We start from the raw sequence: 24684 nt of genomic DNA, 5'->3' as shown, positions 1-24684 counted from the left end.
TCAGCCATGGCATATCAGGATACCTATAACCCAAATTACAATCAGCCTGGGAGCACCAGTTTCAGCTTTGACAGAGTCTCTGAAACATTTGGTAGTCAGGCAGAAGCACTGGATGCAGCCTTAAAAACCCGTGTTGCCAATATGGATCCAAATAGCACCAAGGATATGGTGGAGTTTCAGGTTGAGTTCAACAAATACATGATTGTTGAAGGCCTTCGCTCCAGTATCGTTAAATCAATAAAAGATACGATACAGAGCATAATTCAAAAACTCTAAATACAATCCATGGATGGAGATAACTGGCAATGATTGATGATAAACTTTTAAAGTCCCTGGCTGACATCGGCTTTATGGCCAGTGGCACAGGCCTCCCTAAACATGCCTTTGGGATATTCAATGGTATTGAAGCAGCAAGGCCTGATAGCCCACTTAGCACGATTGGTTTTGCTCTTGAGTTTATGAATCGAAAGCGCCACCAGGAAGCTATCGATATACTTCACAAAGAAGGGCTTTCAAAGCACCCTGAAGACCCAACTATCAAAGCATTTCTTGGACTGGCCCTGATGTTTGCAGGTCGCAACAAGGAAAGTGAGGATTATCTCAAGCCTTTACTTTCATCTAAAGAGTCAGAACCTTCTATTATGGCAAAAGAGCTGTTAGCGAATATTCACGGCAAATAAACTAATCTGGGAGCCTTTCTTTTAAGGCTTCTGGTAGACCTTTCCCAGGCACCATCTTTTCCAGCTGCCACTGTTTAACAATTGCCGTAAAGAAAATCAGGAAACGCTCTGCCTTCTCTGGCTCATCAACGATCGCTTTCAGCAACTCTAGAGACTTAGCTAGCGTGTCAACTGCAAAGTAATCATCTACTACAATTCGTTTAGACCCGCCATAGTGTCTCTGGGCAAAAACGGCAGCACTTCCAATCTCTTGTCTGAACTCAGTGACAGTACCTGAAAGCAACCCCTCAAGCAAAGTATCCGACAGCAATGCCACCGGCTCCTGCCAGCGCGGTTCAACCCATCGCTGAATCTCCTCTCCCCCCTGACACAACCTACGAATGGTTCTTGTAAAATAGTTCCTGAGGCGCTGACCTGAAAACTCTTGAAAGCCGTCAAATGTCCATAAATCAACCATCTGTTTCCATAAAAATTGACGATCGTATCTCTGGAGATAGCATACTGGCATTCCTTTACATGCATTCAAAAGCTCGCACCACTCATCATGATGAGTTATCACAGCTGTAAATACGGAGACAATACCTTTTTCAACCTCATTATCATAATGCCTCCCAAGGCAAGGTTGAACATCATCCAGTGAGTGCCTTTGACCAATACGGATCCAATTATTCAATACCAGATTTTCTTTGACTGGAGGACTTTCAACCAGCTCACCATTAGCCAACTGGAAAACGCATGCCGTATAACTATTAAAGTGAAAAAGCTCCCAAAGGCTTTGAAGACCCGTTTTCTTAAAACTGTTATCTTCTCCTGCAAATCCCTTCATCGGATCATTTAGCTCTGACTCATAAGCACGAATAATGCTGGGGCAGAAAGCGGTTTTAACGTCGACGATGTAAGGCTTCCCCTTACTGGATATAATGTTTCTATGATGAAGGTCACCTAACCCCAGCAGTATTGCCAATCCAGCAATAACACCCAGACTCTGGTAGTAATGTGTCGCCAGATTATCATCCAACACGTCATCCGTACTGGAATTAACAAATTCACAGAAACCATAAGCACCATCAAAGCGCCTAGGCAAGACCTTAATAGTAGCTAGCTCAATACCCTCTTCCAGCCACTGGTTAATTTTGCCAGCAATATTACTCCGATCTTTGATATCACCGATAATTTGATGCTCAATACTCAGGTCTCTATTTTTATAAACCACCTTTTGCCCATTATCGCACTCAATAATTGCAACCACTGTAGAAGAGGTACTTAATGGAAAATATAAACTGGCAATTTTCTGAGCTGGCTTATCCCAGTGATCAGAAAATAGCTGATTAATATCAACAAGATCTCGATCAAACCTTTCAAAGAGTTTTTTATAGTCTCTTAGTGTATGAATAATTCTCAGTCGATTTAGTCGATACCACAGAGGAAATCTCGTGCTAAGAAATTGAAGCCCTCCCTGCTCAACAATGTAATCCATAATATCTGCATACTGATGATTTTCTCTCTGCTGGCCAATCCAACCAATAGACTGAAGCAGTTGCTCATCCATTGTTGAAGCAAGCGTCTTCAGCAAACTGAGCCTAAGCTCTAAATTCGCTGGCTGGTTATGATATTGAACCAGCATCTCATCCAGCCAGAAAAGTATAGGCTCCAAAAGCCTGAACCGGCGGGGCTCAGCAAAATCCATATGGCTCATAACTTCAGATGGCAACCGCATTTCTTCAGGCCACCAATGTCTCTGACGACCAGCAGATACCATGGGCATGCAGTCAATTTGATACAATAATTGATACTTACACATCCAAATAACCGTTAGCAGAAGCATTCGCTCATCAGAGAATTTCGCTGATATTTCATCAACAGAGCGACCAGACAAACAAAACCTGGCTAACTGATCGATTAATTCTGGATTTAAAAATGAACCCATTTCATCATAATGAAAATATTGCTCGGACCTTGTCAGTATTCTTACTCCACGATCCGTAGTCTTAAAACAATCGGACTCACGTAACTGTTTAGCCGGGTAATGCTCAAATATTTGATGATAAGGAAGCCCAACAGGCCGATTAGCCAGTCTTGAGATCTGATCCGCTTCCTTATTTAAGGCATCCACGAGGTGGTGATAATCATCAACGATGGACTCCCATCGATAATACCTGTACACCCTATCCCTTCCCTCTTTTCCAATTTTTTCACGAAGCTGAGCATCCAAAATCAACTGATTCAAAACTTCTGAACACCTGTCCAAGTCAACAGAGGCTCCCTGGGACTGAAGCAAATGGGCATGTTCTGTCAACAATGCCCCCAAAGGACGAGCAAGGTGATCAACATCCGTAGACATCGTATCGATTAAATAGCCACTCTTACCATCCTCAACCAGCTCTGAGTAGCCATTCCAATTGGAAATAACTACAGCCTTTCCATTTATCATCCCCTCCAGAGGCACCAGCCCAAAGCTTTCCTGAATATTATCTGACAGTGACAACACAACATCGCAGGCTGCCAGCCACTGATGCTTTCGCTCATCACTAACCTCTAAATCAAAACGAATACAACCTTCCAGATTCAAATCGTAAGCCTGTTTGAGTAAAGACTGAACCGCAGGGCTAGCTGCATCCCCAGCACCAGCAATAATCCACTTAATATTTCTGTGCCCAAACCCTTCTGTCAGATCATTCAACACCAACAGTAATGGATGAAGATCCATCTTGTCCGCTGGAGCAATTCGACCCAGCGTCAAAATCACAAAATCCTCAGGATCACAATTGAGCTGGTTCCGCGCTTCTTCCATATTTCCAGTAAAATACTCATCAGGCTCAACCCCTAGAGGCAACCTTAAGATGCTGCCTTTGTATGGAATAGCAACACCAATATGATCTGAAATACTTGAGCTTGCCGCAGAGAGCAAGCGTTTCATTACCTTTTTTTGAGCTTTACTACTGCATAAAACTGCATCGCAACTCTTTAGTGGCGACAGAAGCAAATCCCGGGATCTCGAAAGATGGGAATCTGTGCTTAAAGTATGAGCCCGCCCAGTGATAGGAAATGGTTTCTGGCAATATTGATCGCGCAATGCAGAAAGATGACCAATCCAGGGGTCCCCTTGATGAAAGACCTGATAGTTCACTTTTGAGAAATAGTCACTGAGTTCATGCGCTGGTAAGAAATGAACGACCTTGCCGCTGCCATAGTGCTCTAAATAGCCAGACCAGCTTAATTGCAAACCAGGCAGAAGCGCCAACGGAGAAAAAATATGGATTTCTTTAAAACGGCTATAACGAATAATGGCCTTTAAAAAACCGTCGTTCGCCCTTCGAAGTCCATTGAAGTAAGCACCCTCAGCACTTCCCACCAGACAGCCAAAAATTGAAGTATTAACTGACCGCTGTTTTCTTAAAGACATATCGAGTCATTCTGTCTATTGATATATCTTATATATCGAACTTAAGGTGCTTTCTATTAGGGCATCAGCATCATGGAAGGAGTCGGTGGTGGAGGCGCGCTTTGCCCCGCCCACTGAAGAAAAAGCTCAAAGTTATTACTCAGTGTTTCGATGCACTCTTCAATACGGCCGAGATTAAGATCTTTAAGAGGGCTTGAAAGAAAAATTGCTAGAGCATTCTCGTCGGAATCAATACAAAGTGAAACACGCTCAGTAGCAAGAAGAGCCAGATTTTTTTCCAATAAAGAAGTCAATAGCTCGGCACGCTTAGCGTCATCCTCTGGAAGCTTGGCGACAACACCATAAACGTAAAACTGCCCATTCGCTTGAAAGCAAGCGATTTCCATGCGGTTATCAATAGTCAATAAGAACTGGTTATTATTGAATTCAAGCGGTCCAAGCTGCTGACGAGTGGCAAAGGCATTCATCAGGTTTTCAAAGCTCATGGCATCCATGCTCCCATTATGAACAAACAAAGAAGGCCTCCTTGCCTTCCCTTAAGCTTAGTGTAGCTTTATTACTTGGCCAGATGTCCAGAAGCTGGCGCCAATGAGCGAGACTTTTCAGAGAGTCTTCTAAATAGGACGACAAGACCGATAAAGGCAACAAGTGATGCAACAAAGCCCGCTGAAATAGAGTGGCTGATTCCCATTACCAAGTATCCGAACATCGCTACAGCCGCTATGCTAAGGGCATACGGAAGCTGCGTATTAACATGATCCATATGGTGACAGGAAGCCCCAGTAGACGAAAGAATAGTGGTGTCAGAAATCGGAGAACAGTGATCTCCAAATACAGCACCAGCTAAAACAGAGGCCAGCATAGGCAGCATCATAGCAATATCCGCTGCTGCTGCCATATCTCCGGCTATCGGCAACATAATACCAAAGGTTCCCCAGCTGGTTCCGGTAGCAAACGCCATCACACCGGAGACAATAAACAGAATCATGGGCAGGAAACTGGGGGAAATATTGCCACTAACCAGGCTGGCCAGATATTTCCCGGTCTCAAGCTGACCGATTATCCCCGTCAAAACCCATGCAAATACAAGGATATAAATGGCTGGCAACATAGACTTGCTGCCTTCAATTAGAGCCTTACTCCAAATTTCTCCAGCAATATTGCGGCTCAACAGCCGAACTATTGCAAACAAGAGCCCAATCAACCCACCGCTGATCAACGATAAAGTAACATCAGTATTCTCAAAGGCGCCAAGAATAGAAAATACCTGATTATCAGCGGCCAGTGCGGAATAACCTGTCCATATCATGGCTGTCAGAGTAGCCAGAACCAGCACCAGAATCGGTGCAACAAGGTCAGCAACTCGGCCATTCTTATCTTCTTCAAGAGCCGGTGCTCCCGGAGGGTTCCCCTTATTAGCATCAAAAAGACTGCCGGAAAGTGCTGCGTTCTCGTGCTTAGCCATTGGGCCAACATTGAGATCCATGGCTGCGGTACAGAAGACTAGCGCCAAAGCAAAAATGGCATAAAGATTCATAGGAACCATGCCCAGGAATGAAAAGACAGGGCTTTCACCGCCAACACCATGGGTCGCCATAATAGTACCCACCAAAGCTATGATATAAGCACCCCAGCTTGAAATTGGTGTAATTACGCAGATAGGGGCAGCGGTTGAATCAATCAAATAAGCAAGCTTGGCTCTTGAAACCTTGTGCCGATCAGTGAGCGGCTTACTAATACTACCCACGGCGAGGCTGTTGAAATAATCATCAATAAAGATGATAACACCGAGAAAAACCGTCAGCACCTGTGAACCCTGACGGGTCTTAACGCGTTGACGAGCCCACTCGCCAAAAGCTCTGGCTCCACCGGAAATACTGATCAGACTGGTGATAATACCCAGTACCAGCAAAAAGAGCAGAATATAGATATTGCTTAAATTAAGCCCCTCATCCCAAAATACGCCAACAAAGCCATCAAAAATACGGTGAATGGTTATAAGCGGGTTCAAGCCGGTAAGAAGCAAAGCACCGGTGACAATACCAGCCCCCAGAGACCACAATACTTTTCGAGTTATTACTGCCAGAATAATCGCGATAGCTGGAGCCAATAAAGATAACGACGAATCACTGAAACTGGTTAATTCCATAAAACTGATCTCGTTTTTTGATCACACACGCCTGTTATTCCATTGCTTATTAGGGTGGGTGAACCATTTGTCATTAGATCAGGAGGCAAGCGTACATCGAGGAAGCACATAAAGAGTAGACCTCAGTGCTCTCTGGTACCCGTTAGCTCTCCACAGTAAAAACTGTGACAGTAGTACACCTCTTCGATGCACTACCAGTGAAGCTGGTCGACCACCAGACTCACTTCGGCGCCATTTCCTTTCAATCGGACTGCGGGTGTCACCCTATTCCGATTTACTGATAAACAGCGCGCCTCTAACTAGGGAAAGAGGATCACAGGCAGGAACGTAGCAAGAACAAGCCCACTACATCACCCCTGAATGGGCGCATTATGCACCATTGCTCCCGATATAAATACCCAAAGCAAATATAAGAACAGGAATCAGGCATTACATTTAGTAATAACCGTATCACTCCCACTCAATCGTAGCCGGTGGCTTACTGGATACATCATAGGTCACCCTTGAAACATGCTCAATTTCATTGATGATTCGATTTGAGACTTTTTCCAGCAGTTCATATGGCAAGTGAGCCCAACGGGCGGTCATAAAGTCAATGGTTTCAACCGCTCTAAGAGCAATAACGTACTCATAACGACGCCCATCTCCGACGACACCAACAGACTTAACTGGCAGAAATACGGCAAATGCCTGACTGGTATTATGATACCAACCGGATCTACGCAACTCTTCAATGAAGATAGCGTCTGCCTGACGCAGAATGTCCGCGTACTCTTTCTTGACTTCACCAAGGATACGAACACCAAGACCAGGCCCCGGGAATGGATGGCGGTAAACCATGTCATATGGCAATCCCAACTCAAGGCCAATGGTACGAACCTCATCCTTGAACAGCTCACGAAGTGGCTCAACCAGCTCCATTTTCATGTCTTCTGGCAAGCCACCCACATTGTGGTGCGACTTGATAACATGCGCTTTACCAGTTGATGAACCCGCAGACTCAATTACATCCGGATAGATGGTTCCCTGGGCAAGAAATGCGATGTTATCCAGAGCACTGGCGTGCTCATCAAACACCTCAATAAAGGTGTTACCAATTATTTTGCGTTTGTCTTCAGGGTCCTGAACACCTTTAAGGCGATTGAGGAATAAGTCTTCAGAATCCGCTCGAATAACCCGAACCCCCATGTTTTCTGCAAACATGGCCATGACCTGATCACCCTCATTGAGACGAAGCAGACCGTTGTCAACAAAGACACAGACCAGCTGATCCCCAATTGCCTTATGCAATAGAGCCGCTACGACACTGGAATCAACGCCACCGGACAGTCCCAGCAACACCTTCTGGTCACCCACCTGCTCACGAACACGGGCAATAGCGTCATCGATGATCTTGCCTGGAGTCCACAGTTTCTGACACCCGGCAATATCAACCACAAAACGTTCTAGAATTCGTAACCCCTGGGTCGTATGCGTCACTTCAGGGTGGAACTGAACTCCGTAATACTGCTTTTCTTCACAAGCCATTGCAGCAATCGGGCAAGAGCCAGTAGAAGCAGCAACCACAAAGCCATCAGGTATTGCAGTCACTTTATCACCATGGCTCATCCAGACATCCAGGGTAAGATGGCCACCTTCACAGACATGATCTTCGATACCATCAAAAAGGCGTACTTTCTCTTCCAGCTGAACCTGGGCATAGCCAAACTCACGCAGATCAGAGGTACTCACCTTACCACCCATCTGCTCTGCCATGGTCTGCATACCATAACAGATACCCAGTACTGGAACACCGAGTTCAAAAACAATATCAGCAGCTCTTGGAGAGTTATCACCGGTAACGGATTCAGGGCCACCGGACAAAATTATTGCTTTCGGGTTGAATTCCCTAATAGCTGCATCATCCATATCGTAAGGATGAAGCTCACAATAAACGCCAATCTCACGAATTCTACGAGCGATAAGCTGAGTGTACTGCGAACCAAAATCAAGAATCAGAATGCGGTCTGAATGGATATCCTGGGACATGATTAATCTCTAAGTCCTGTATCAGCAGAGCAAGGAAACTTAACCCTGCTGAAAGTAAGCAGCCGGCCAGAAGTGTTATCATTTCTGCCCGGCTGTAAGTTTCAACAATAACATCGCTATGAAGCTGTCTTAACCAACACGGTAGTTAGGGGCTTCTTTAGTGATCGTCACATCATGCACATGGGATTCAGCCATACCCGCATTGGTCACGCGAACAAACTGTGGCCGGGTACGCATGGTTTCCATATCAGGAGAGCCGGTGTAGCCCATTGCGGCACGCAAGCCACCCACCATCTGGTGGATGATGGCATGGAGGGGGCCCTTGTAAGGTACACGGCCTTCGATACCTTCAGGAACCAGCTTTTCAGCCCCCTCTTCGGCACTCTGGAAATAACGGTCACTGGAACCGGAAACCTGCGACATTGCTCCAAGAGAACCCATACCACGATAAGCTTTGTAGCTACGCCCCTGATAGAGCTCTACTTCTCCGGGCGCTTCTTCCGTGCCGGCCAGCATACTGCCCAGCATAACCGTGCTGGCACCCGCAACAATTGCTTTTGCCAGGTCACCTGAAAAACGGATGCCGCCGTCAGCAATAACAGGAACCCCGGTATCTTTCAGCGCTTCGACCACATTGGCTACCGCACTGATCTGAGGAACACCAATGCCGGTGACAATACGGGTAGTACAGATAGAGCCAGGGCCAATACCCACTTTAACACCATCAGCACCCGCTTCGACCAGGGCCTTGCCAGCCTCAGCCGTCGCAATATTACCGCCAATCACCTGAACCTGAGGGTAGTTTTCCTTTACCCACTTCACTCGCTCAATAACACCACGGGAATGGCCATGAGCAGTATCCACGATAATGACATCAACACCAGCAGCCACCAGAGCAGCAACACGTTCAGGTGTTTCAGCACCCGTACCGACCGCTGCACCGACTCTCAACTGTCCCTGACCGTCTTTCGATGCATTCGGGTACTGCTGAGCCTTTTTGATGTCCTTAACCGTCATCATACCGGTGAGATTAAACTGATCATCAACCACCAGCACTTTTTCGATACGGTGCTTGTGCAACAACTTGCGAACGGTTTCCGGATCCGTACCTTCCTTAACCGTCACCAAACGGTCTTTCTGGGTCATAATTTCGGAAACGGCCTTATCCAGATTGGAGACAAACCGAACGTCACGACTGGTAACAATACCCACTAGATCGTTACCAGAAAGCACGGGAACACCGGAGATATTATGTCTGGAGGTCAACTCCAGAAGATCTCTGACGGTCGCACTGGCATCAATGGTAATCGGGTCTTTGACCACACCACTTTCGTGCTTCTTAACCTTGCGAACTTCAGCGGCCTGCTGCTCGGGCGTCATATTCTTGTGAATAATCCCGATTCCGCCTTCCTGTGCCATGGCAATAGCCAGAGACGCTTCGGTAACGGTATCCATCGCCGCAGAAATCAGCGGAATATTCAGCTCGATACCGCGGGTCAGTTTCGTTTTCAGGGAGACATCTTTGGGGAGGACTTCGGAGTAGCCGGGCAGGAGGAGGACATCATCGAAGGTGAGTGCATCTTGTGCAATTCTCAGCATTGCCTGTTACCAAGAGTTTATGGGAAAAAAATTCGGACAAGTATACCCTATATTTCAACTTCAGCTAAACCACTTATTCAGGCAGAATACCAAAAAACTGATAATCTCCTGCAAGGCTTGATCCATGCACCACTATACAGACACACCTGCTCACAACGTTGAGGCCTCTGCAAAAGCCCTCTCTGTCACGGAGTTAAATGGTAAAGCCAGACGATTGCTGGAGATGAATTTCAATAATGTCCGCGTTGAGGGTGAAATCTCCGGACTGGCCCGCCCCAGCTCCGGTCACTGGTATTTTACCCTGAAAGATAAACAGTCTCAGATCCGCTGCGCCATGTTTCGCAACCGGAACCAGGCACTTAAGTTTGTTCCAACTGAAGGTATGCTCCTCATGGTCAGGGGGCGTGTTAGCCTATATGAAGGACGAGGCGATTATCAGCTGATTGTCGAACATATGGATAATGCCGGCACCGGAGACCTTCAGAAGGCGTTCGAGGTTCTCAAGGCGAAACTTGCCACTGAAGGCCTGTTCGATATGACACGCAAACAGCCGCTGCCCACTCATCCGAAACATATCGGGGTAATCACCTCACCGACAGGCGCAGCCATTCGGGACATTCTCACCGTACTGAAAAGGCGATTTCCTGCCATACCGGTCACCATCATCCCCAGCTCAGTTCAGGGAGAGCAGGCTAAACACGAACTGGTCAGTGCGTTAAAGCTTGCAGAACGCTCCAACCGATTCGATGTGCTGATTATTGGTCGTGGAGGCGGCTCACTGGAAGATTTGTGGCCATTTAATGAAGAACTGGTCGCCAGGGCGATAGCGAACTGCCCTATTCCCATTGTCAGCGCCGTTGGTCATGAAATTGACTTCACCATAGCCGACTTCGTTGCTGACTACCGGGCGGCGACACCATCAGCAGCGGCAGAAATCCTCAGCCCGGATCGTCAGGCCATATTGAACCAGCTTCACCTTTTTAGCAGAAAGCTCACCACACTGACACGCCATAAGCTTCAGTTAAGCCAGAAAGAGCTTGATAACCTGAAAAAGCGCCTTAGACACCCCGGCGAACGCTTGAGAGACAGTAGCCAGCGACTGGACGATCTGGAAATCCGATTGAAACAGGCCATAACCCTCAGTCTGGCGCGAGCTCAATCAAATCTCGATCGAACCAAAGATCGAGCACACCAGCAGGGTCCCCAACGCAAATTAGAGCTGTTCAAAAATAAAAATGAGCATATCAGGCAAAAGTTGATTCACCTCATGCTGAACAACATGGAAAAGCGCCAATTAAAATTGGAAAAGGCTTCCGGAGAACTTAATGCAGTAAGCCCTCTGGCAACCCTATCCCGAGGTTATTCTATTACAAAGTCACACAATGCAATCATCCGAGACAGTCAACAGCTAAAAGAAGGCGATCTGATCAGTACGCGATTCCACCGCGGTGAAGCAATATGCAAGGTAGAAGAGCTAAAAAGTGAAAGCTAGAGAGGGAGGGCAAGATTGCATTCCGCTATGCGCAATCTTGCAGGAGCGATGGAAGTTCTTAATTAAGTATCAGGAATGTGCTGATTCCAGATAACTTTTTACCGTTCTTACAATAGCCTGAGTCTGACTGTCTATTTCCAGGTTAATTTTATCCCCGACTTCTGCCGAACCAAATGACGTGATTCTCAGCGTTTCTGGGATGAGATGAACACAGAAACGCCCACCTTCAACTTTCTCACCAATAGTCAGGCTGCAGCCATTTAAAGAGACGTAGCCTTTAGGCAGAATGTAGTCTTTCCATTCAGGAGCAAACTGAAAGAACACCGTCACATTATTTTCTTCGTGCTGAATTTCACAGATCTCAACAGTATCGTGAATATGGCCAGACAACAGATGACCACCAATCTCATCACCAAAGCGCGCAGCGCGTTCAATGTTAACCTTACCGCCTTCTTCAAGCGCCCCCAGGTTTGTCACCCTTAGCGTCTCTTTCATCACATCAAAAGTGGCACTTCCCTGATCAAAAGCAACAACCGTCAAACAACACCCATTCACCGCAATACTGGCTCCGGTCTCAAGGCCCTCCAGTAATGGCAGAGGCAAAAGCACTGTTATACGGTTCAGTTCGTTGAACTTTTCAATTCGACCAACCGGAAAAAATCCCTTCACAATACCTGTAAACATACACTACCTATGTTGGCATACTTCAGAATGTTTTAAGACAGTGAACCAGTCTCTCAAGAGCAACCAGACTGTCTGGAGTATAATTTCTGTGGTTTCGATTAGATAGCACCTCTTCCGGTGACTCAAGAACCACACTGGCAACTTCTTCTTCCTGCAGGGATAATGGGCCATCATAATAGCAGCTGTATACTCTGCCCCAGACCTGACAGTCGTCATTCTGGAAGAAAAAATGAAAATGGGAAGTGATCGGCACTCCTTCGACCCCAAGTTCTTCAGCCAACTCCCGTTCAGCAGCCTGATCATAGCTTTCCCCTTCGGTAACCACACCTCCGGTCGCAGGATCAAAATATCCGGGATAAATGTCCTTACTCAGAGTCCTTTCCTGCACATAAAGTTGCCCTTTTGAATTAAAGACAAATATATAGGTTGCCCTATGGCACAGTGTTTCCTCTCTCATTTGCCCCCTGGGTACAGACCCAAGGACAAAATTATGGTCATCAACTACCAATACACTTTCCACAGACGTTTCCACCTCTTGCTGGCCAGGCATCGAGATCTCCTGTTATCTGCCTTCATTTGTTATTATGGCAACATCTTATATCATGCCATTCGCAATCGAAAACAGAAAATTAGCCAATCGCCTCACGCTGCTTCCCAGTTATCAATATCGGATGGACCAGTTTATTGAAATCGTCCCAGCTAATTTCCAGCAACTTTGATGAGCTGCCACTGCTGAATGCAAGCGTATTCTTCTGGTTCAATGAGTCAGAAAGATAAACCGCCATACCAAACAAGCCACCAAAGGGAGGCATAGCACCAGGTTCAAACCCGGAAAAGTGGTGAGCAAACTCCTCTTCCCTTGCCAGCTCCGCAGTCTTGCTGCAGGCAACTTGCCTTAGTAGGCTCAAATTAACCCGTTCTACAGCGGGTAATACGCAAAGGGCTATCTGCCAATCAAGCTTGACAACTACCGTCTTGGCAACGCGCCGACCACTGATGTGAGCCTTTTCTGCCACCTCCTGAGCAGAAAATGCTGGCATGTGATCTCTGACAGTAAACGGGATGTTATGGACATTTAAATAAGTGATGATGCTTTGGACAGACATGGTCAGATACCTCACGGAAAATCCCGCTCTGACGCAAAAGAACACAGTAAAAGTTTTCTATTTCAGCACAAGCCAATGAACGGATGACTATTGGTAAAATCTGAAAATACAAAGTGATAGCCGGGAAAAGCGCAAAAGAGCAACTGCTACTTCCTCCAATTTGTCAGAGACGTATCATTTCGTCAAGACTGATCAGAAGCGAATAAAACCAGTATAATTAGCCCATGGTTATAGGAATTATAACTTCCCAAACCTCTCTGAGCTTTAATTTTCACTCGATTTCAACTCATAGGATCCGATATTTAGTTAAGAGTATTTTTGTCCTGATAAGTATCGTTATTGCCAGAACCACCGGAAAGATGCTACTGGACACCAAACATCATCCTCTAAGGGGGCATAATGAGTAAACCTAATGTAGTCTCCGCCATTGTTAACCCGGTTGGCTCCATGCGAGTTCTGTCCAGCCGGGAAGTCAATATTCTTCAGGATAATACCAAAGCAGGTCTTCACCGCCTTTTTCGCCAGTGCGCCCTGGCAGTTTTAAGCAATGAGCTGGAAGGCGACAGCGCAGAAGAGCTTTTACAAACCTATACCGACTTTGACATCCGCATTGTTCAGGAACACCGTGGTCTGAAACTTGAGCTTATTAATGCGCCTGCCTCGGCATTTGTTGATAAAAAACTGATCCGGGGTGTTCGGGAAAACCTGTTTTCAGTACTCAGGGATATTCTGTATGTCTCTTCCCTGATCACAAACGACAAGCGTTTCAGTCATGAAAGCTCTTCAGACATTACCCACCTGGTGTTTGAAGTCCTCAGAAATGCCAACGCCTTCATCACCAAGCAGACGCCCAATATTGTTGTCTGCTGGGGGGGCCACTCCATTGGCCGTGATGAATATGAATACACAAAGCTGGTCGGCTATCAGCTGGGGCTCAGAAGAATGAATATCTGCACCGGCTGTGGTCCGGGCGCAATGAAAGGCCCCATGAAAGGCGCCTACATCGGACATGCCAAACAGCGTATCAGTAATGGCCGATTTATTGGTCTGACTGAGCCAGGGATCATCGCTGCTGAGTCCCCCAACCCCATCGTAAATGAGCTGGTTATCCTGCCAGATATTGAGAAGCGCCTGGAGGCTTTTGTCCGCCTGGGGCATGGAATTATCGTCTTCCCTGGAGGACCGGGAACCTGCGAGGAGATTCTTTACCTGATCGGAATTCTCCTGCACCCGGACAATAAAGACATCCCTCTGACCATGATCCTTACCGGCCCCGCTGGGTCGGAAGTTTACTTTGAACAGATAGACAAGTTCATCGGCAACACACTGGGAAAAGAGGCTCAGGAGAAATATCAGATCATCGTCAATGATCCAGCAAGAGTGGCAACGGTCATGGCAAGGGGTCTGGAAAAAGTAACTCGCTTCCGCCGTCGCCATGGAGATGCGTATTACTTTAACTGGCTGTTAAAAATTGATCAGGAATTCCAGCAGCCATTCGAACCCACCCATGAAAACATGGCCAATCTCGAACTGCACAGCAAGCTTCCAGCACACCAGCTGGCAGCTAATCTACGCCGTGTGATGTCGGGCATTGTCGCAGGAAACATAAAAGAAGACGGTGTTAACCTGATTCGTGAGCATGGACCGTACAGGCTAAGTGGTGAGCCAGAACTGATGAAGCAGATGGATACCCTCCTGCAGTCGTTTGTTGAGCAGTACCGGATGAAATTACCTGGAAGCCATTACGAACCCTGCTACGAAATCATCGAGTCATAACTACTGATCACTTCAATCGGGAGAGACCTTTTTGGCTTCTCCTGAACCTATTTATACAAATCACAAATATTGAACCAACCATTCACAGAAAAAATAGTGGTTATTTCGGTCTTTACTTAACTTGAAAAGCACCTTCCGCTATACTGCCCGCGCCACCAGTGCTTTATCTGCCGAAAATCTTCAACCATAGAAAGATCGTTCAAGGCCGTACCACGTAGCACTGGTAAAGATTTCCTTGGAACATCTGACGGACCCATAAGATCATAATGGTTTGTCGAAGGATCGCCCAAGAGCCTGCCACAGATGATGAGGGTAGAACTCGTGTTAGAAGCCTACAGAAAACACGTCAAAGAGCGTGCCCAAGAGGGTGTCCCACCAAAGCCGCTGAATGCAGAGCAGGTGTCAGGCCTGGTTGAGCTGCTGAAAAATCCACCAGCAGGTGAAGAACAATACATTCTGGATCTTCTCGAAAATCGAATTCCTCCCGGTGTTGATGAAGCAGCCTATGTAAAAGCTGGCTTTCTTTCCGCCATCGTAAAAGGTGAAGCTGAATCACCACTGGTTGACAGTAAGAAAGCCGTTGGGCTGCTGGGCATGATGCTGGGCGGTTACAACATTGAAACCCTGATCACCCTTCTGGACAGCACTGAGCTGGGCGAACTTGCTGCTGAGCAGCTGAAAAGCACCCTCCTGGTCTTCGACTCTTTCCACGACGTTGAAGAAAAAGCCAAAGCAGGCAATGCTAATGCTCAGGCCGTTTTGAAATCCTGGGCTGAAGCGGAATGGTTCACCAAACGTGATGCCGTCCCTGAGAGCATTAAGGTCGCTGTATTCAAGGTCACCGGCGAAACCAATACCGATGATCTTTCCCCTGCCCCAGATGCCTGGTCCCGCCCGGATATTCCTCTGCACGCTCGTGCTGCCTACAAGATGACCCGTGACGGTCTTGAGCCAGAAGAGCATGGTGTTACAGGACCTTTAAAGCAAATCGAAGATATCAAGAGCAAAGGCCTGCCGGTTGCTTTCGTGGGTGACGTAGTCGGTACCGGTTCTTCCCGGAAATCTGCAACCAACTCCGTACTCTGGTTCTTTGGTGATGATATTCCGGGTGTTCCTAATAAGAGAGCCGGTGGTATCTGTATAGGCAGCAAGGTAGCCCCTATTTTCTTCAACACCATGGAAGATGCTGGCGCATTGGTCTTTGAAGCACCGGTTGATCAGCTGAATATGGGGGATGTTATCGAAATTCGCCCATACGATGGCAAGATTCTCTCTGAATCTGGGGAAGTTCTGTCTGAGTTTACTTTCAAATCCGATGTCATTCTGGATGAAGTGCAGGCCGGTGGCCGTATCAACCTGATCATTGGTCGAGGGCTCACTGACAAGGCTCGTGAAGCACTGGATCTGGGTCATTCTGAAATATTCCGTCGCCCACAGGCTCCTAAAGAATCAACTCATGGTTTCACTCTGGCCCAGAAAATGGTCGGAAAAGCCTGTGGCGTTACCGGTGTCCGCCCTGGTCAGTACTGTGAGCCCAAAATGACGACTGTCGGCTCTCAGGACACTACTGGCCCAATGACCCGTGATGAACTGAAAGATCTGGCCTGCCTGGGCTTCTCTTCTGACCTGGTTATGCAGTCTTTCTGTCATACTGCCGCCTATCCAAAGCCGGTCGACGTGGAAACTCACCACACCCTGCCAGACTTCATCATGAACCGTGGCGGCGTTGCTCTGCGTCCTGGTGACGGCATCATCCACAGCTGGCTGAACCGCATGCTGCTGCCAGATACTGTGGGTACCGGTGGTGACTCCCACACCCGCTTCCCGCTGGGCATCTCTTTCCCTGCAGGCTCTGGCCTCGTAGCATTTGCTGCAGCAACCGGTGTTATGCCCCTGGATATGCCGGAGTCAGTTCTGGTTCGCTTCAAGGGTGAAATGCAACCTGGTATTACCCTCCGCGACCTGGTCCACGCAATTCCGCTTTATGCCATCAAGCAGGGCCTGCTGACCGTCGAAAAGAAAGGCAAGAAGAATGCTTTCTCCGGCCGTGTACTGGAAATTGAAGGTCTTGAAAGCCTGACAGTCGAACAGGCTTTCGAACTGTCTGACGCTTCTGCTGAGCGTTCAGCTGCTGGCTGTACCATCACACTGTCTGAAGAGTCCATCACTGAATACCTGAAGTCCAATATCACCATGCTCCGCTGGATGATCAGCGAAGGCTATGGTGATCGTCGTACCATCGAGCGTCGCGCCAGGAAGATGGAAGAGTGGCTGGCAAACCCAGTCATGATGCGTGCGGATGCTGATGCAGAATACGCCGAGGTGATCGAGATCGATCTGGCAGACATCAAGGAGCCGATTCTTTGTGCACCAAACGATCCTGACGATGCACGTACCCTGTCGGATGTTGCCGGTGACAAGGTTGACGAGGTCTTCCTGGGCTCCTGCATGACCAACATTGGTCACTTCCGTGCTGCAGGCAAATTGCTGGAACAGAATCACGATCCACTGAAGACCCGCTTCTGGATGTCACCTCCCACCAAAATGGACAAGGCCCAGCTGGAAGAGGAAGGTTATTACAACATCTACAACGACAACGGTGTGAGGACTGAAATTCCAGGTTGTTCACTCTGCATGGGTAACCAGGCGCGAGTAGAGCCAGGTGCAACAGTTCTTTCTACCTCTACCCGTAACTTCCCTAACCGTCTTGGTGATGGCGCTAATGTGTACCTCTGCTCTGCTGAGCTGGCATCGGTCGGCGCCATTCTTGGCAAGATTCCAACGGTGGAAGAGTATATGGAATACGCCAGTAATCTGGATGCCATGGCCGGTGATGTTTATCGCTACCTCAATTTTGATCAGGTGGAGTCTTATCAAAAGGCTGCTGACGATATCATCGCCAAAGCCAGCTGATAGATTTCAGCGTTAATCAATACAAAAGCCCCTGTTTTCAGGGGCTTTTTATTTTTAACATAGATAACTAAATACACAATGAGTGATGGTCTTCAATATGGACACGGCAACACCAGAATCCCTGTTTACATCAGAACTGATAGCGTGGATAAAAGACAACATTCCTCTGCTGAATAACATGGAAGTCAGTTTTGATCAGTTCAACAATGGAGAACTGGCTATCAGCTGCCCGCTGGAGCCCAATATTAACGACAAAGGAACGGCTTTTGGTGGAAGTATTGCTGCACTCGCTACTATCTGTGGCTGGCTCTTCACGACACTGCACGCCAGAACTCATGTACAGGACTGCGCTGCCGTTATTGCCGACTCCCAACTGACCTACCATGCTCCCGGCAAAGGCCGAATATCAGCCCGCTGCAAAGCCATTGTTCCAGACACGTTTTTTGATCGCTTAAATGAACGTCGCAATGCCAAACTGGAATTAACCGTTGAGTTATATTCAACAGGGAAAGAAGAGAACTCACTCACCAACATCGCGACTTACAAAGGTATTTATGTGGCGACGCCTTAGCCTCGGCCTACCAGGGTTTGAAATGCTCAGTGAAAGCCTGAACCTTCAGATCACGGCGCAACTGTGCAGGATTACAAGACCGCTACCACCTTATAGCTGCTTGATCATTTTGCTCAACTGGTCAAGCAACTGCTTATTTATTCTCTTACGCCCTGAGTAAGCAGACAGGATATAGAGATCAACTATTGGCAATAGTTGCGCGCCCATCAATGCATTTTCAGCGTTTACTCTCAGTGCAAAATTCTTTGGTCCTTCCCCTGCCTGTCGCTCAAATCCCTTTGCAAACAGTTTACGTTCGAGGCGTAGCCAAAGTACTTGGTGAGGATTTAGAGCTGGTCTTTGAAACAAGGCAAAGACCCCGTAAAGCATGAGAAACAGAGCCAATAATGCGCCAAGCACACCGATCTGCTGCCAGTAGAAGGATGATGTACCAAACAAGTCCCTCATAAAAGACTGCTGTTTTTCCTGTTGGTACTGTACCACTGACTTCTGCCAGCGGTACTCCAGCCGCTCCCAACCCTGTCGAACTGACTTGAAGACACCTGTTTGACCAAAGCGGTAAGCCAGAGGGATCCGCCCCTGCAGCAACCGACCCTGATCAATCATTTCATCAATTCCAAGATCAATACGCTCAGGAGCGACCGCTGCGGTAGGGTCAAAACGAATCCACCCCTGCCCTTCGACCCATATCTCTGCCCAGGCATGAGCATCTCGCTGAAGCACCCTGACCACCTGTTCTTCGGGTAAGTATTCTCCTCCGAGATAACCCGTCACAATGCGTGCAGGAATACCCACCGATCGCATCATAAAGACGAAACTGCTGGCATAGTGCTCACAAAACCCTCTACGGTGAACAAACAGAAATTGATCAACCTCATTCTGCTCCATCAACGGTGGTGACAGAGTGTAATAAAAAGGCTCCTGATTGAAATAGTCCATTACTCGCTTGCCCATGGCCGCGGGATTCCGGCCTGATTCAGCGAATAACTGTTGAGCCAATATACGGCTCTGAACATTTCCATCAGAAGGCAGCGATTTATTGAGCGCCCTCAACCAGGAAGGCATGGTGATCGTCTCCACAACCACACTTTGCTGCGCAGGCTGGTATAGCCGTCGTTCAAAAACAGGTTTATCCGCTTCAAGACGAAGGGTTCTTAGAACCCTTGTTTCTGGAATTGATGCAGCAACCATCCCCAGAACGGGAAGCCACTGTTGACCACTGGGTTCCAATAATACTTCATAGTTATACTGCCCGGGCTTTACCTGCCACCAGCCATCACTTATCGGCAACGTACTCTGCCAGCTTCGTTCATCATCAATTTCTCCAGGGTACTGATTGAGTAGCCGTATAAGATCACTTTGCCGCCACTGTTCACCATCATATTGATCAAGAACCAGTGCTCTCCAATAACGCTCTCTGGCCGGTGGTACAGGGCCGGTAAACTGAGCACGAAAAGCCAAATCATAGGACTGGCTGAGCCTTGCAACATCACCTGGCTGCATCGTGTCCGACAACCCCGTTTTAGCCTCACCTTCAGGCCAGGGCACAGCCCATAATGGGCCAAGACGAGGAACAAAGATGAATAGAGCCAGCGTTAGTGGCACAGTCTGCAGCAGAATGAAGCTGGTAAAGCGAAGGCTGCCTTTTAAAGCGGAACTTGGTGCCGAGCTGTTGGCTGGCGAATACATCGCATGAATGGCTGCGACTAATACCCCCACACACAGTAACTGGAATAGTGCCTGCAATAGTGACAGGGAATAAATCACCCCAGCCCCCACCACAAAAAAACCAATATAGGCGATCACCAGTGCATCCCTACGTGTTTTCATTTCCAGCATTTTTAATGCATAACCGGTCACCAGAAACGTCACAGCAAGCTCCAGTGAAAACTGCAAGCCAGAAGAAGTGACAACAAGTATCAGGGAAAGGACGACTAACAGACGTCTTAAAAAGTCAGAAGGCCAGGCACCTCTGCCAAACCAGATCAGTGCACGCCACATCAGGGTAAGCATCAATAGAGGAAGTACCGAAATGGGCAGGACCTCAAGCACCGGCAATGTCACCATGACCTGTGCAATCAGAAGCCAGAGAGTGGCATAACGGGAAACAGACGGGCTATCCATTTACCCCTCCAGAACGAGCCATCTCCCCATCCAGCTCGTACAACGCCAGCATTTCCAGACACTGCTTCAGATGCGCCTCACCGGTTGACGGTGCCAATTTCTGCCCTGCCAGCACCAGACCATAGGCATATTGTTGTTTATCACACTGCAGACACCAGGCGGTCAGTACCGATAATCTATGCTCAATATCCCCGTCGGGTACCTGCCCTAGGGAAAACCAGAGTTCACGGCCGGATGGTTGATCAAACCGCTTGGTCAACAGCTCTCCGATTCGTGCATACCCTTTCCAGAAAACGTGAGCAGGATTATCAGTCTCTTGATACCCCCTGAATCCGGCAAAGTCGTCAAAACCAGACGCCGTCAATGAATGCTCACCATCATCCGCTATATCATTCTCCGGTAATGGGTAACTGTCATCTGGTGCAGGGTAAACCACCGAATGAAAGTCCAGCCGAACCCAGCTCCATGCCCGGCATAGCCCAAGAGGGTAAATACTTTCTATGCGCATTCGCCCGGGCCGAAACCATCCCCTTGAACCAGCCTGAGCAACCAGCCGCTGCTCAATATCATTGCCAAAACTAACCAAAGTGGACTCCGTTTCTGGCCAGCCAATAGCGATAGAGTAGCGTGGCCTACGTTCTCTGAGGCAATCAATCGTTACGGGTATAAGCTCACCAGCATGTCCAGCTTCGGCGCCTTTGGCCACCAGGGTTATACCTGCCAGATTACGCCATGTATGCAGAATGGATAATAAGAAAAGGCTCAGCATAAAGAAACAGAGCCCATAGGCCAGTGAATTGCTGTAATTGACCGCCACCAGAAAAATCACCAGCACCATCGAGAGCCAGAAAAATCCGGAACCAGTAGGTACGATATAAATGCGACGTTGGTTAAGCTGAATTATGGATGCCCTGGGTGTCCGCTGGTCAGCCCATTGGTGAAAGCGGGTTGTCAGCCAGCGCCAGGGGAGGGTATAAGGCGAGTCATTCATTGATGAAATACTCAGGCCATTGCATTAATGCGGCCAAGAAGTTCACCTGGCGATATGCCCTGTTTCTGCATGGTCAGCCGGTGCGTCGCAACCGGGACAAACACCGCCTGAATATCTTCCGGAATCAGGTAATCCCTTCCATCTATGTAGGCCCAGGCACGGGCTGCCTGTAAAAGCGCCAAACCCGCTCTTGGTGATAAACCAACGGCAAAATATCCCTCTTCACGGGTGGCTTTAAGTAATCGAAGCACATACTCCAGTAAAAGATCACTGGCATGGACGTTATTGACATCCTGCTGCATCAACAGAAACGCTTCCGGTGTTACTGATTGATCCAGCCGATTGACAAGAAATCGCCCTGCCTCCCCCCGGAGAATGGCCTTTTCTGAGTCTGAATCCGGATACCCCATGGGAATACACATCAAAAAGCGATCCATCTGCGACTCTGGTAGAGGGAATGTTCCCTGTTGTGTCAACGGATTCTGGGTCGCGATCACAACGAATGGCTCAGGCAGCGATCTGGCCTGCCCCTCTATGGTCACCTGTCTTTCTTCCATGGCTTCCAGGAGTGCACTCTGGGTTCGAGGTGAGGCACGATTGATTTCATCAGCCAGAAGCAGCTGAGAAAAGACAGGGCCTGGCTTGAACTGGAATTCGGATGACTCACGATCAAAAATAGAAACGCCCAGAATATCAGCCGGCAACAGATCACTGGTAAACTGGATTCGTTGATAGTCCAACCCCATCAATCGGGCCAGTGACAATGCCAGTGCTGTTTTTCCATACCAGGCAGGTCTTCGATCAACAGATGGCCTCGAGCCAGCATACAGCACAATGCCAGTCGAAGTTCCCGGTCTTTTCCCCGAATAACACCAGACAGTGCATCCAGAGAATTCCGCAGCGTTGAGTTCATAAATGACGGTTCCAGCTTTATTCTTATTAAGGGTGCCACCTTTGGATAGCACCACACTGGGCTTACAACAACTGCTTGAGTCCTTTTTCCAGATCAGCTTTGAGATCCTCTATATTCTCAAGACCAACGGCAATGCGAACCAGACTTTCCGTGATACCTGATTTCATTTTGTCTTCATCAGACAAACGACAGTGTGTTGTTGTTGCCGGATGTGTAATGGTTGTCCGGGTATCACCCAAATTGGCAGTACGGGACATGATTTGAACACTGTCAATGACTTTCCAAGCTGACTCCCGACCACCTTTCACTTCAAAGGCCAGTACACCGCCGAACCCTTTCTGCTGTTTTTTTGCCAGCTCATGACCCGGATGAGAGCTTAAACCTGAATAATGGACACGCTCTACCGCTTTATGATGACTGAGCCAAGAGGCCAACTCAGAAGCATTTCGACAATGAGCATCCATACGCACAGGGAGTGTTTCCAGCCCTTTATAAAACACCCAGGCATTAAACGGACTCATGGTGGCCCCTGCAGCCCGTTGCCATAAGTGAACTTCATCCACAAGCTTTTTCCTGCCAACGACCATGCCCCCCAGACAACGACCCTGACCATCAATATATTTTGTGGCCGAGTGCACCACCAGATCTGCACCAAAAGACAGTGGGCGCTGCAGAGCAGGCGTACAGAAGCAGTTATCGACCATAAGTAATGCGTCGTTACTGTGGGCAATGTCAGCCAGAAGCTCAAGATCAGCAACATCACTCAATGGATTTGAAGGGGTTTCCAGAAAAAGAAGACGGGTTTCTGGTGTCATTGCCTGACGCCACTGCTGATAATCCACCAGATCAACAAATGTGGTTTTCACACCAAATTTTTCAAAATACTTAGCAAAAATAGTGAATGTCGTGCCAAATACATTGCGGGAACAAATAACATGATCCCCACTTTTCAACAGAGACATACAGGTGCCAAGAATAGCGGCCATACCAGAGGCTGTGGCGCACGCTGTAATTTCGCCTTCAATGCCACCGCCTTCCAGCACAGCCATACGATCTTCCAGCATCTGCACGGAAGGGTTGGTATAACGGGAGTAGACGTTACCTGACTCATCCCCTGCAAAGACAGCCTGAGCCTGAGCCGCGCTGTCATAGACAAAACTTGAACTCAGATAAATGGCTTCGCTGTGCTCACGCTGATCACTGCGAAATGAACCTGCACGGATAGACTGAGTTTCAAATGCCAAAGCCTCAGTCAAATCATGATCATTCATGGAACTTCCTGAATTACTGCGTATTTTTGTAATTTATACCTATACCAGTCCGCTAACATACCAGAAGAGAGGTCAAATCCACAGCATGCCTTGAGCAAATTTCCGTTATCATTGTCGAAAGTAAATAATGACCACTGGAATCACCGGAAAAGATGGTACCAACGCTACTTCTGATTGATGCTCTGAACCTGATACGTCGCATCCATGCTGCAATCCCTTCAAAGGACTCACAGGCCGATGCAAGCCAACAGGTGGATGGTGCATTATCCGCAACACTCTCATCCGTTCAAAGAGCCATTAAAGAGTGTAACCCAAGCCATATTTTGATTGTCTTTGATGGCGACCCTCCTACCTGGAGGCACCAGCTTCTACCAGGGTATAAAGCGCAACGTAAGCCGATGCCAATGGTCTTACGCCAGAGGCTGGTTGAATTCAATAATGCTTTCCGCCAGATGGGGCTGATGACCTTCCGTCGTAACGGCATAGAAGCCGATGATGTTATTGGTGCAATCACTCATAAAGCCATTGCTGCAAATATAAATACAGTCATTCTCTCAACGGATAAGGCCTACCGGCAGCTTCTGCATTCACCCCGGGTCATTCAACGGGACCACTTCCAGAAAGCGAATTTTGATAGTGCCTCTGTTAGTTCAGAGTATGGAATACCCCCTGAAAAATTACTCGATTACTGGGGTATTGCAGGGGTTGGAGATATTTCTGGCGTGGAAGGCGTGGGGAAGAAAGGCGCGAGTGAACTACTCAACCGCTACGGTAGCTTGAAAGCGATATTCAAACCTGAAGTGGAAAATGAAGAAAAGGTTAAAGGTGCTTTGAAGAAAGTGCTGGCTCAGAGGGAACAAGCCGAGTTATCGGTACGTTTGGCTACGCTACAATATGATGTGGAATTAGGGCTGAGCTTAAAAGACCTTCGATACAGGCCGGAAGAGAACAAGGCAAGCCGGATAAACCAGCCTGCCTGATGAT

The 24684-nt window shown here is 47.9% G+C and carries 20 protein-coding genes and 1 riboswitch; of the genes, 7 read left to right on the top strand and 13 right to left on the bottom strand.

Annotated elements, in window-relative coordinates; translation table 11 throughout:
* Positions 1–6 precede the first annotated feature (6 nt).
* The gene (locus tag ACOCLE_RS06420) at positions 7–276 is read left to right on the top strand and encodes an EscF/YscF/HrpA family type III secretion system needle major subunit (RefSeq protein ID WP_419536007.1); all 270 of its coding nucleotides are present in this window, start codon (positions 7–9) and stop codon (positions 274–276) included.
* A 29-nt stretch (positions 277–305) separates the two neighbouring features.
* Complete coding sequence (locus tag ACOCLE_RS06415) at positions 306–680, top strand: tetratricopeptide repeat protein (protein WP_419536006.1); 375 nt, start codon at positions 306–308, stop codon at positions 678–680.
* 1 nt (position 681) lies between these two features.
* Here ACOCLE_RS06415 and ACOCLE_RS06410 read toward each other — a convergent pair whose 3' ends face one another.
* The 5 genes from ACOCLE_RS06410 to guaB all read right to left on the bottom strand — a co-directional run bounded on the left by ACOCLE_RS06410 (position 682) and on the right by guaB (position 9859).
* Entirely contained in the window at positions 682–4083 is a 3402-nt protein-coding gene (locus ACOCLE_RS06410; RefSeq protein ID WP_419536005.1) for a DUF4135 domain-containing protein, read from the bottom strand.
* Between the two features lie 56 nt (positions 4084–4139).
* Positions 4140–4568 carry a CesT family type III secretion system chaperone gene (locus ACOCLE_RS06405; protein ID WP_419536004.1) on the bottom strand — a complete coding sequence of 143 codons (429 nt, stop codon included), beginning with the start codon at positions 4566–4568 and terminating at the stop codon, positions 4140–4142.
* 71 nt (positions 4569–4639) lie between these two features.
* A complete protein-coding gene (locus ACOCLE_RS06400; RefSeq protein ID WP_419536003.1) occupies positions 4640–6232 on the bottom strand; it encodes a Na+/H+ antiporter NhaC family protein in 1593 nt (530 codons plus the stop codon).
* Positions 6233–6367: 135 nt separating this feature from the next.
* Positions 6368–6538: riboswitch (Lysine riboswitch) on the bottom strand.
* Between the two features lie 144 nt (positions 6539–6682).
* Positions 6683–8260, bottom strand: coding sequence for a glutamine-hydrolyzing GMP synthase (gene guaA / locus ACOCLE_RS06395; protein WP_419536002.1), 1578 nt, complete (start codon positions 8258–8260; stop codon positions 6683–6685).
* Between the two features lie 129 nt (positions 8261–8389).
* Positions 8390–9859 carry an IMP dehydrogenase gene (gene guaB, locus ACOCLE_RS06390; protein ID WP_419536001.1) on the bottom strand — a complete coding sequence of 490 codons (1470 nt, stop codon included), beginning with the start codon at positions 9857–9859 and terminating at the stop codon, positions 8390–8392.
* Between the two features lie 124 nt (positions 9860–9983).
* On the opposite strand from guaB, the gene xseA reads away from it, so the two are divergent.
* Positions 9984–11351: an exodeoxyribonuclease VII large subunit gene (xseA, locus tag ACOCLE_RS06385; RefSeq protein ID WP_419536000.1), complete on the top strand. Its 1368-nt coding sequence runs from the start codon at positions 9984–9986 to the stop codon at positions 11349–11351.
* Positions 11352–11420: 69 nt separating this feature from the next.
* On the opposite strand, the gene ACOCLE_RS06380 is transcribed toward xseA, so the two are convergent.
* The 3 genes from ACOCLE_RS06380 to ACOCLE_RS06370 form a co-directional block, all read right to left on the bottom strand.
* Positions 11421–12035 carry a riboflavin synthase subunit alpha gene (locus tag ACOCLE_RS06380; RefSeq protein WP_419535999.1) on the bottom strand — a complete coding sequence of 205 codons (615 nt, stop codon included), beginning with the start codon at positions 12033–12035 and terminating at the stop codon, positions 11421–11423.
* 22 nt (positions 12036–12057) lie between these two features.
* Positions 12058–12585 carry an NUDIX hydrolase YfcD gene (gene yfcD / locus ACOCLE_RS06375; protein WP_419535998.1) on the bottom strand — a complete coding sequence of 176 codons (528 nt, stop codon included), beginning with the start codon at positions 12583–12585 and terminating at the stop codon, positions 12058–12060.
* A 79-nt stretch (positions 12586–12664) separates the two neighbouring features.
* Positions 12665–13141 carry an aminoacyl-tRNA deacylase gene (locus ACOCLE_RS06370; protein WP_419535997.1) on the bottom strand — a complete coding sequence of 159 codons (477 nt, stop codon included), beginning with the start codon at positions 13139–13141 and terminating at the stop codon, positions 12665–12667.
* Between the two features lie 399 nt (positions 13142–13540).
* Here ACOCLE_RS06370 and ppnN point away from each other — a divergent pair, with 399 nt between their 5' ends.
* From ppnN to ACOCLE_RS06355, 3 genes are all read left to right on the top strand, one after another.
* A complete protein-coding gene (gene ppnN / locus ACOCLE_RS06365; RefSeq protein WP_419535996.1) occupies positions 13541–14917 on the top strand; it encodes a nucleotide 5'-monophosphate nucleosidase PpnN in 1377 nt (458 codons plus the stop codon).
* A 321-nt stretch (positions 14918–15238) separates the two neighbouring features.
* A complete protein-coding gene (gene acnB, locus ACOCLE_RS06360) occupies positions 15239–17830 on the top strand; it encodes a bifunctional aconitate hydratase 2/2-methylisocitrate dehydratase (protein WP_419535995.1) in 2592 nt (863 codons plus the stop codon).
* 97 nt (positions 17831–17927) lie between these two features.
* Complete coding sequence (locus tag ACOCLE_RS06355) at positions 17928–18401, top strand: YiiD C-terminal domain-containing protein (RefSeq protein ID WP_419535994.1); 474 nt, start codon at positions 17928–17930, stop codon at positions 18399–18401.
* 90 nt (positions 18402–18491) lie between these two features.
* On the opposite strand, the gene ACOCLE_RS06350 is transcribed toward ACOCLE_RS06355, so the two are convergent.
* The 5 genes from ACOCLE_RS06350 to ACOCLE_RS06330 all read right to left on the bottom strand — a co-directional run bounded on the left by ACOCLE_RS06350 (position 18492) and on the right by ACOCLE_RS06330 (position 23700).
* Positions 18492–20525 (bottom strand): transglutaminase TgpA family protein, encoded by a 2034-nt coding sequence (locus ACOCLE_RS06350; RefSeq protein WP_419535993.1) that lies wholly within the window; start codon positions 20523–20525, stop codon positions 18492–18494.
* Positions 20518–21516, bottom strand: coding sequence for a DUF58 domain-containing protein (locus ACOCLE_RS06345; protein ID WP_419535992.1), 999 nt, complete (start codon positions 21514–21516; stop codon positions 20518–20520). Before ACOCLE_RS06345 ends, ACOCLE_RS06350 begins: the two co-directional genes overlap by 8 nt.
* Before the next feature lie 11 nt (positions 21517–21527).
* A complete protein-coding gene (locus ACOCLE_RS06340) occupies positions 21528–22280 on the bottom strand; it encodes an AAA family ATPase (RefSeq protein WP_419535991.1) in 753 nt (250 codons plus the stop codon).
* Positions 22262–22429 carry a hypothetical protein gene (locus tag ACOCLE_RS06335; RefSeq protein WP_419535990.1) on the bottom strand — a complete coding sequence of 56 codons (168 nt, stop codon included), beginning with the start codon at positions 22427–22429 and terminating at the stop codon, positions 22262–22264. The genes ACOCLE_RS06340 and ACOCLE_RS06335 overlap by 19 nt, the downstream gene beginning before the upstream one ends.
* A gap of 62 nt (positions 22430–22491) precedes the next feature.
* A complete protein-coding gene (locus tag ACOCLE_RS06330) occupies positions 22492–23700 on the bottom strand; it encodes an O-succinylhomoserine sulfhydrylase (protein ID WP_419535989.1) in 1209 nt (402 codons plus the stop codon).
* Between the two features lie 152 nt (positions 23701–23852).
* Between ACOCLE_RS06330 and ACOCLE_RS06325 the strand changes: the two genes are divergently transcribed.
* Positions 23853–24680: a 5'-3' exonuclease H3TH domain-containing protein gene (locus ACOCLE_RS06325; RefSeq protein ID WP_419535988.1), complete on the top strand. Its 828-nt coding sequence runs from the start codon at positions 23853–23855 to the stop codon at positions 24678–24680.
* The last annotated feature ends 4 nt before the right edge of the window (positions 24681–24684 follow it).

This window comes from Endozoicomonas sp., from assembly GCF_965196975.1.
In the GTDB taxonomy this organism is placed as follows: Bacteria; Pseudomonadota; Gammaproteobacteria; order Pseudomonadales; family Endozoicomonadaceae; genus Endozoicomonas.
This window is presented reverse-complemented; position numbering and strand designations above follow the sequence as displayed.

Coding starts and splice junctions, on each gene's coding strand:
- ACOCLE_RS06420 (WP_419536007.1), top strand. CDS start 7: ATGGCATATCAGGATACCTATAACCCAAATTACAATCAGCCTGGGAGC.
- ACOCLE_RS06415 (WP_419536006.1), top strand. CDS start 306: ATGATTGATGATAAACTTTTAAAGTCCCTGGCTGACATCGGCTTTATG.
- ACOCLE_RS06410 (WP_419536005.1), bottom strand. CDS start 4,083: ATGTCTTTAAGAAAACAGCGGTCAGTTAATACTTCAATTTTTGGCTGT.
- ACOCLE_RS06405 (WP_419536004.1), bottom strand. CDS start 4,568: ATGAGCTTTGAAAACCTGATGAATGCCTTTGCCACTCGTCAGCAGCTT.
- ACOCLE_RS06400 (WP_419536003.1), bottom strand. CDS start 6,232: ATGGAATTAACCAGTTTCAGTGATTCGTCGTTATCTTTATTGGCTCCA.
- guaA (WP_419536002.1), bottom strand. CDS start 8,260: ATGTCCCAGGATATCCATTCAGACCGCATTCTGATTCTTGATTTTGGT.
- guaB (WP_419536001.1), bottom strand. CDS start 9,859: ATGCTGAGAATTGCACAAGATGCACTCACCTTCGATGATGTCCTCCTC.
- xseA (WP_419536000.1), top strand. CDS start 9,984: ATGCACCACTATACAGACACACCTGCTCACAACGTTGAGGCCTCTGCA.
- ACOCLE_RS06380 (WP_419535999.1), bottom strand. CDS start 12,035: ATGTTTACAGGTATTGTGAAGGGATTTTTTCCGGTTGGTCGAATTGAA.
- yfcD (WP_419535998.1), bottom strand. CDS start 12,585: ATGCCTGGCCAGCAAGAGGTGGAAACGTCTGTGGAAAGTGTATTGGTA.
- ACOCLE_RS06370 (WP_419535997.1), bottom strand. CDS start 13,141: ATGTCTGTCCAAAGCATCATCACTTATTTAAATGTCCATAACATCCCG.
- ppnN (WP_419535996.1), top strand. CDS start 13,541: ATGAGTAAACCTAATGTAGTCTCCGCCATTGTTAACCCGGTTGGCTCC.
- ACOCLE_RS06355 (WP_419535994.1), top strand. CDS start 17,928: ATGGACACGGCAACACCAGAATCCCTGTTTACATCAGAACTGATAGCG.
- ACOCLE_RS06350 (WP_419535993.1), bottom strand. CDS start 20,525: ATGGATAGCCCGTCTGTTTCCCGTTATGCCACTCTCTGGCTTCTGATT.
- ACOCLE_RS06345 (WP_419535992.1), bottom strand. CDS start 21,516: ATGAATGACTCGCCTTATACCCTCCCCTGGCGCTGGCTGACAACCCGC.
- ACOCLE_RS06335 (WP_419535990.1), bottom strand. CDS start 22,429: ATGAACTCAACGCTGCGGAATTCTCTGGATGCACTGTCTGGTGTTATT.
- ACOCLE_RS06330 (WP_419535989.1), bottom strand. CDS start 23,700: ATGAATGATCATGATTTGACTGAGGCTTTGGCATTTGAAACTCAGTCT.
- ACOCLE_RS06325 (WP_419535988.1), top strand. CDS start 23,853: ATGGTACCAACGCTACTTCTGATTGATGCTCTGAACCTGATACGTCGC.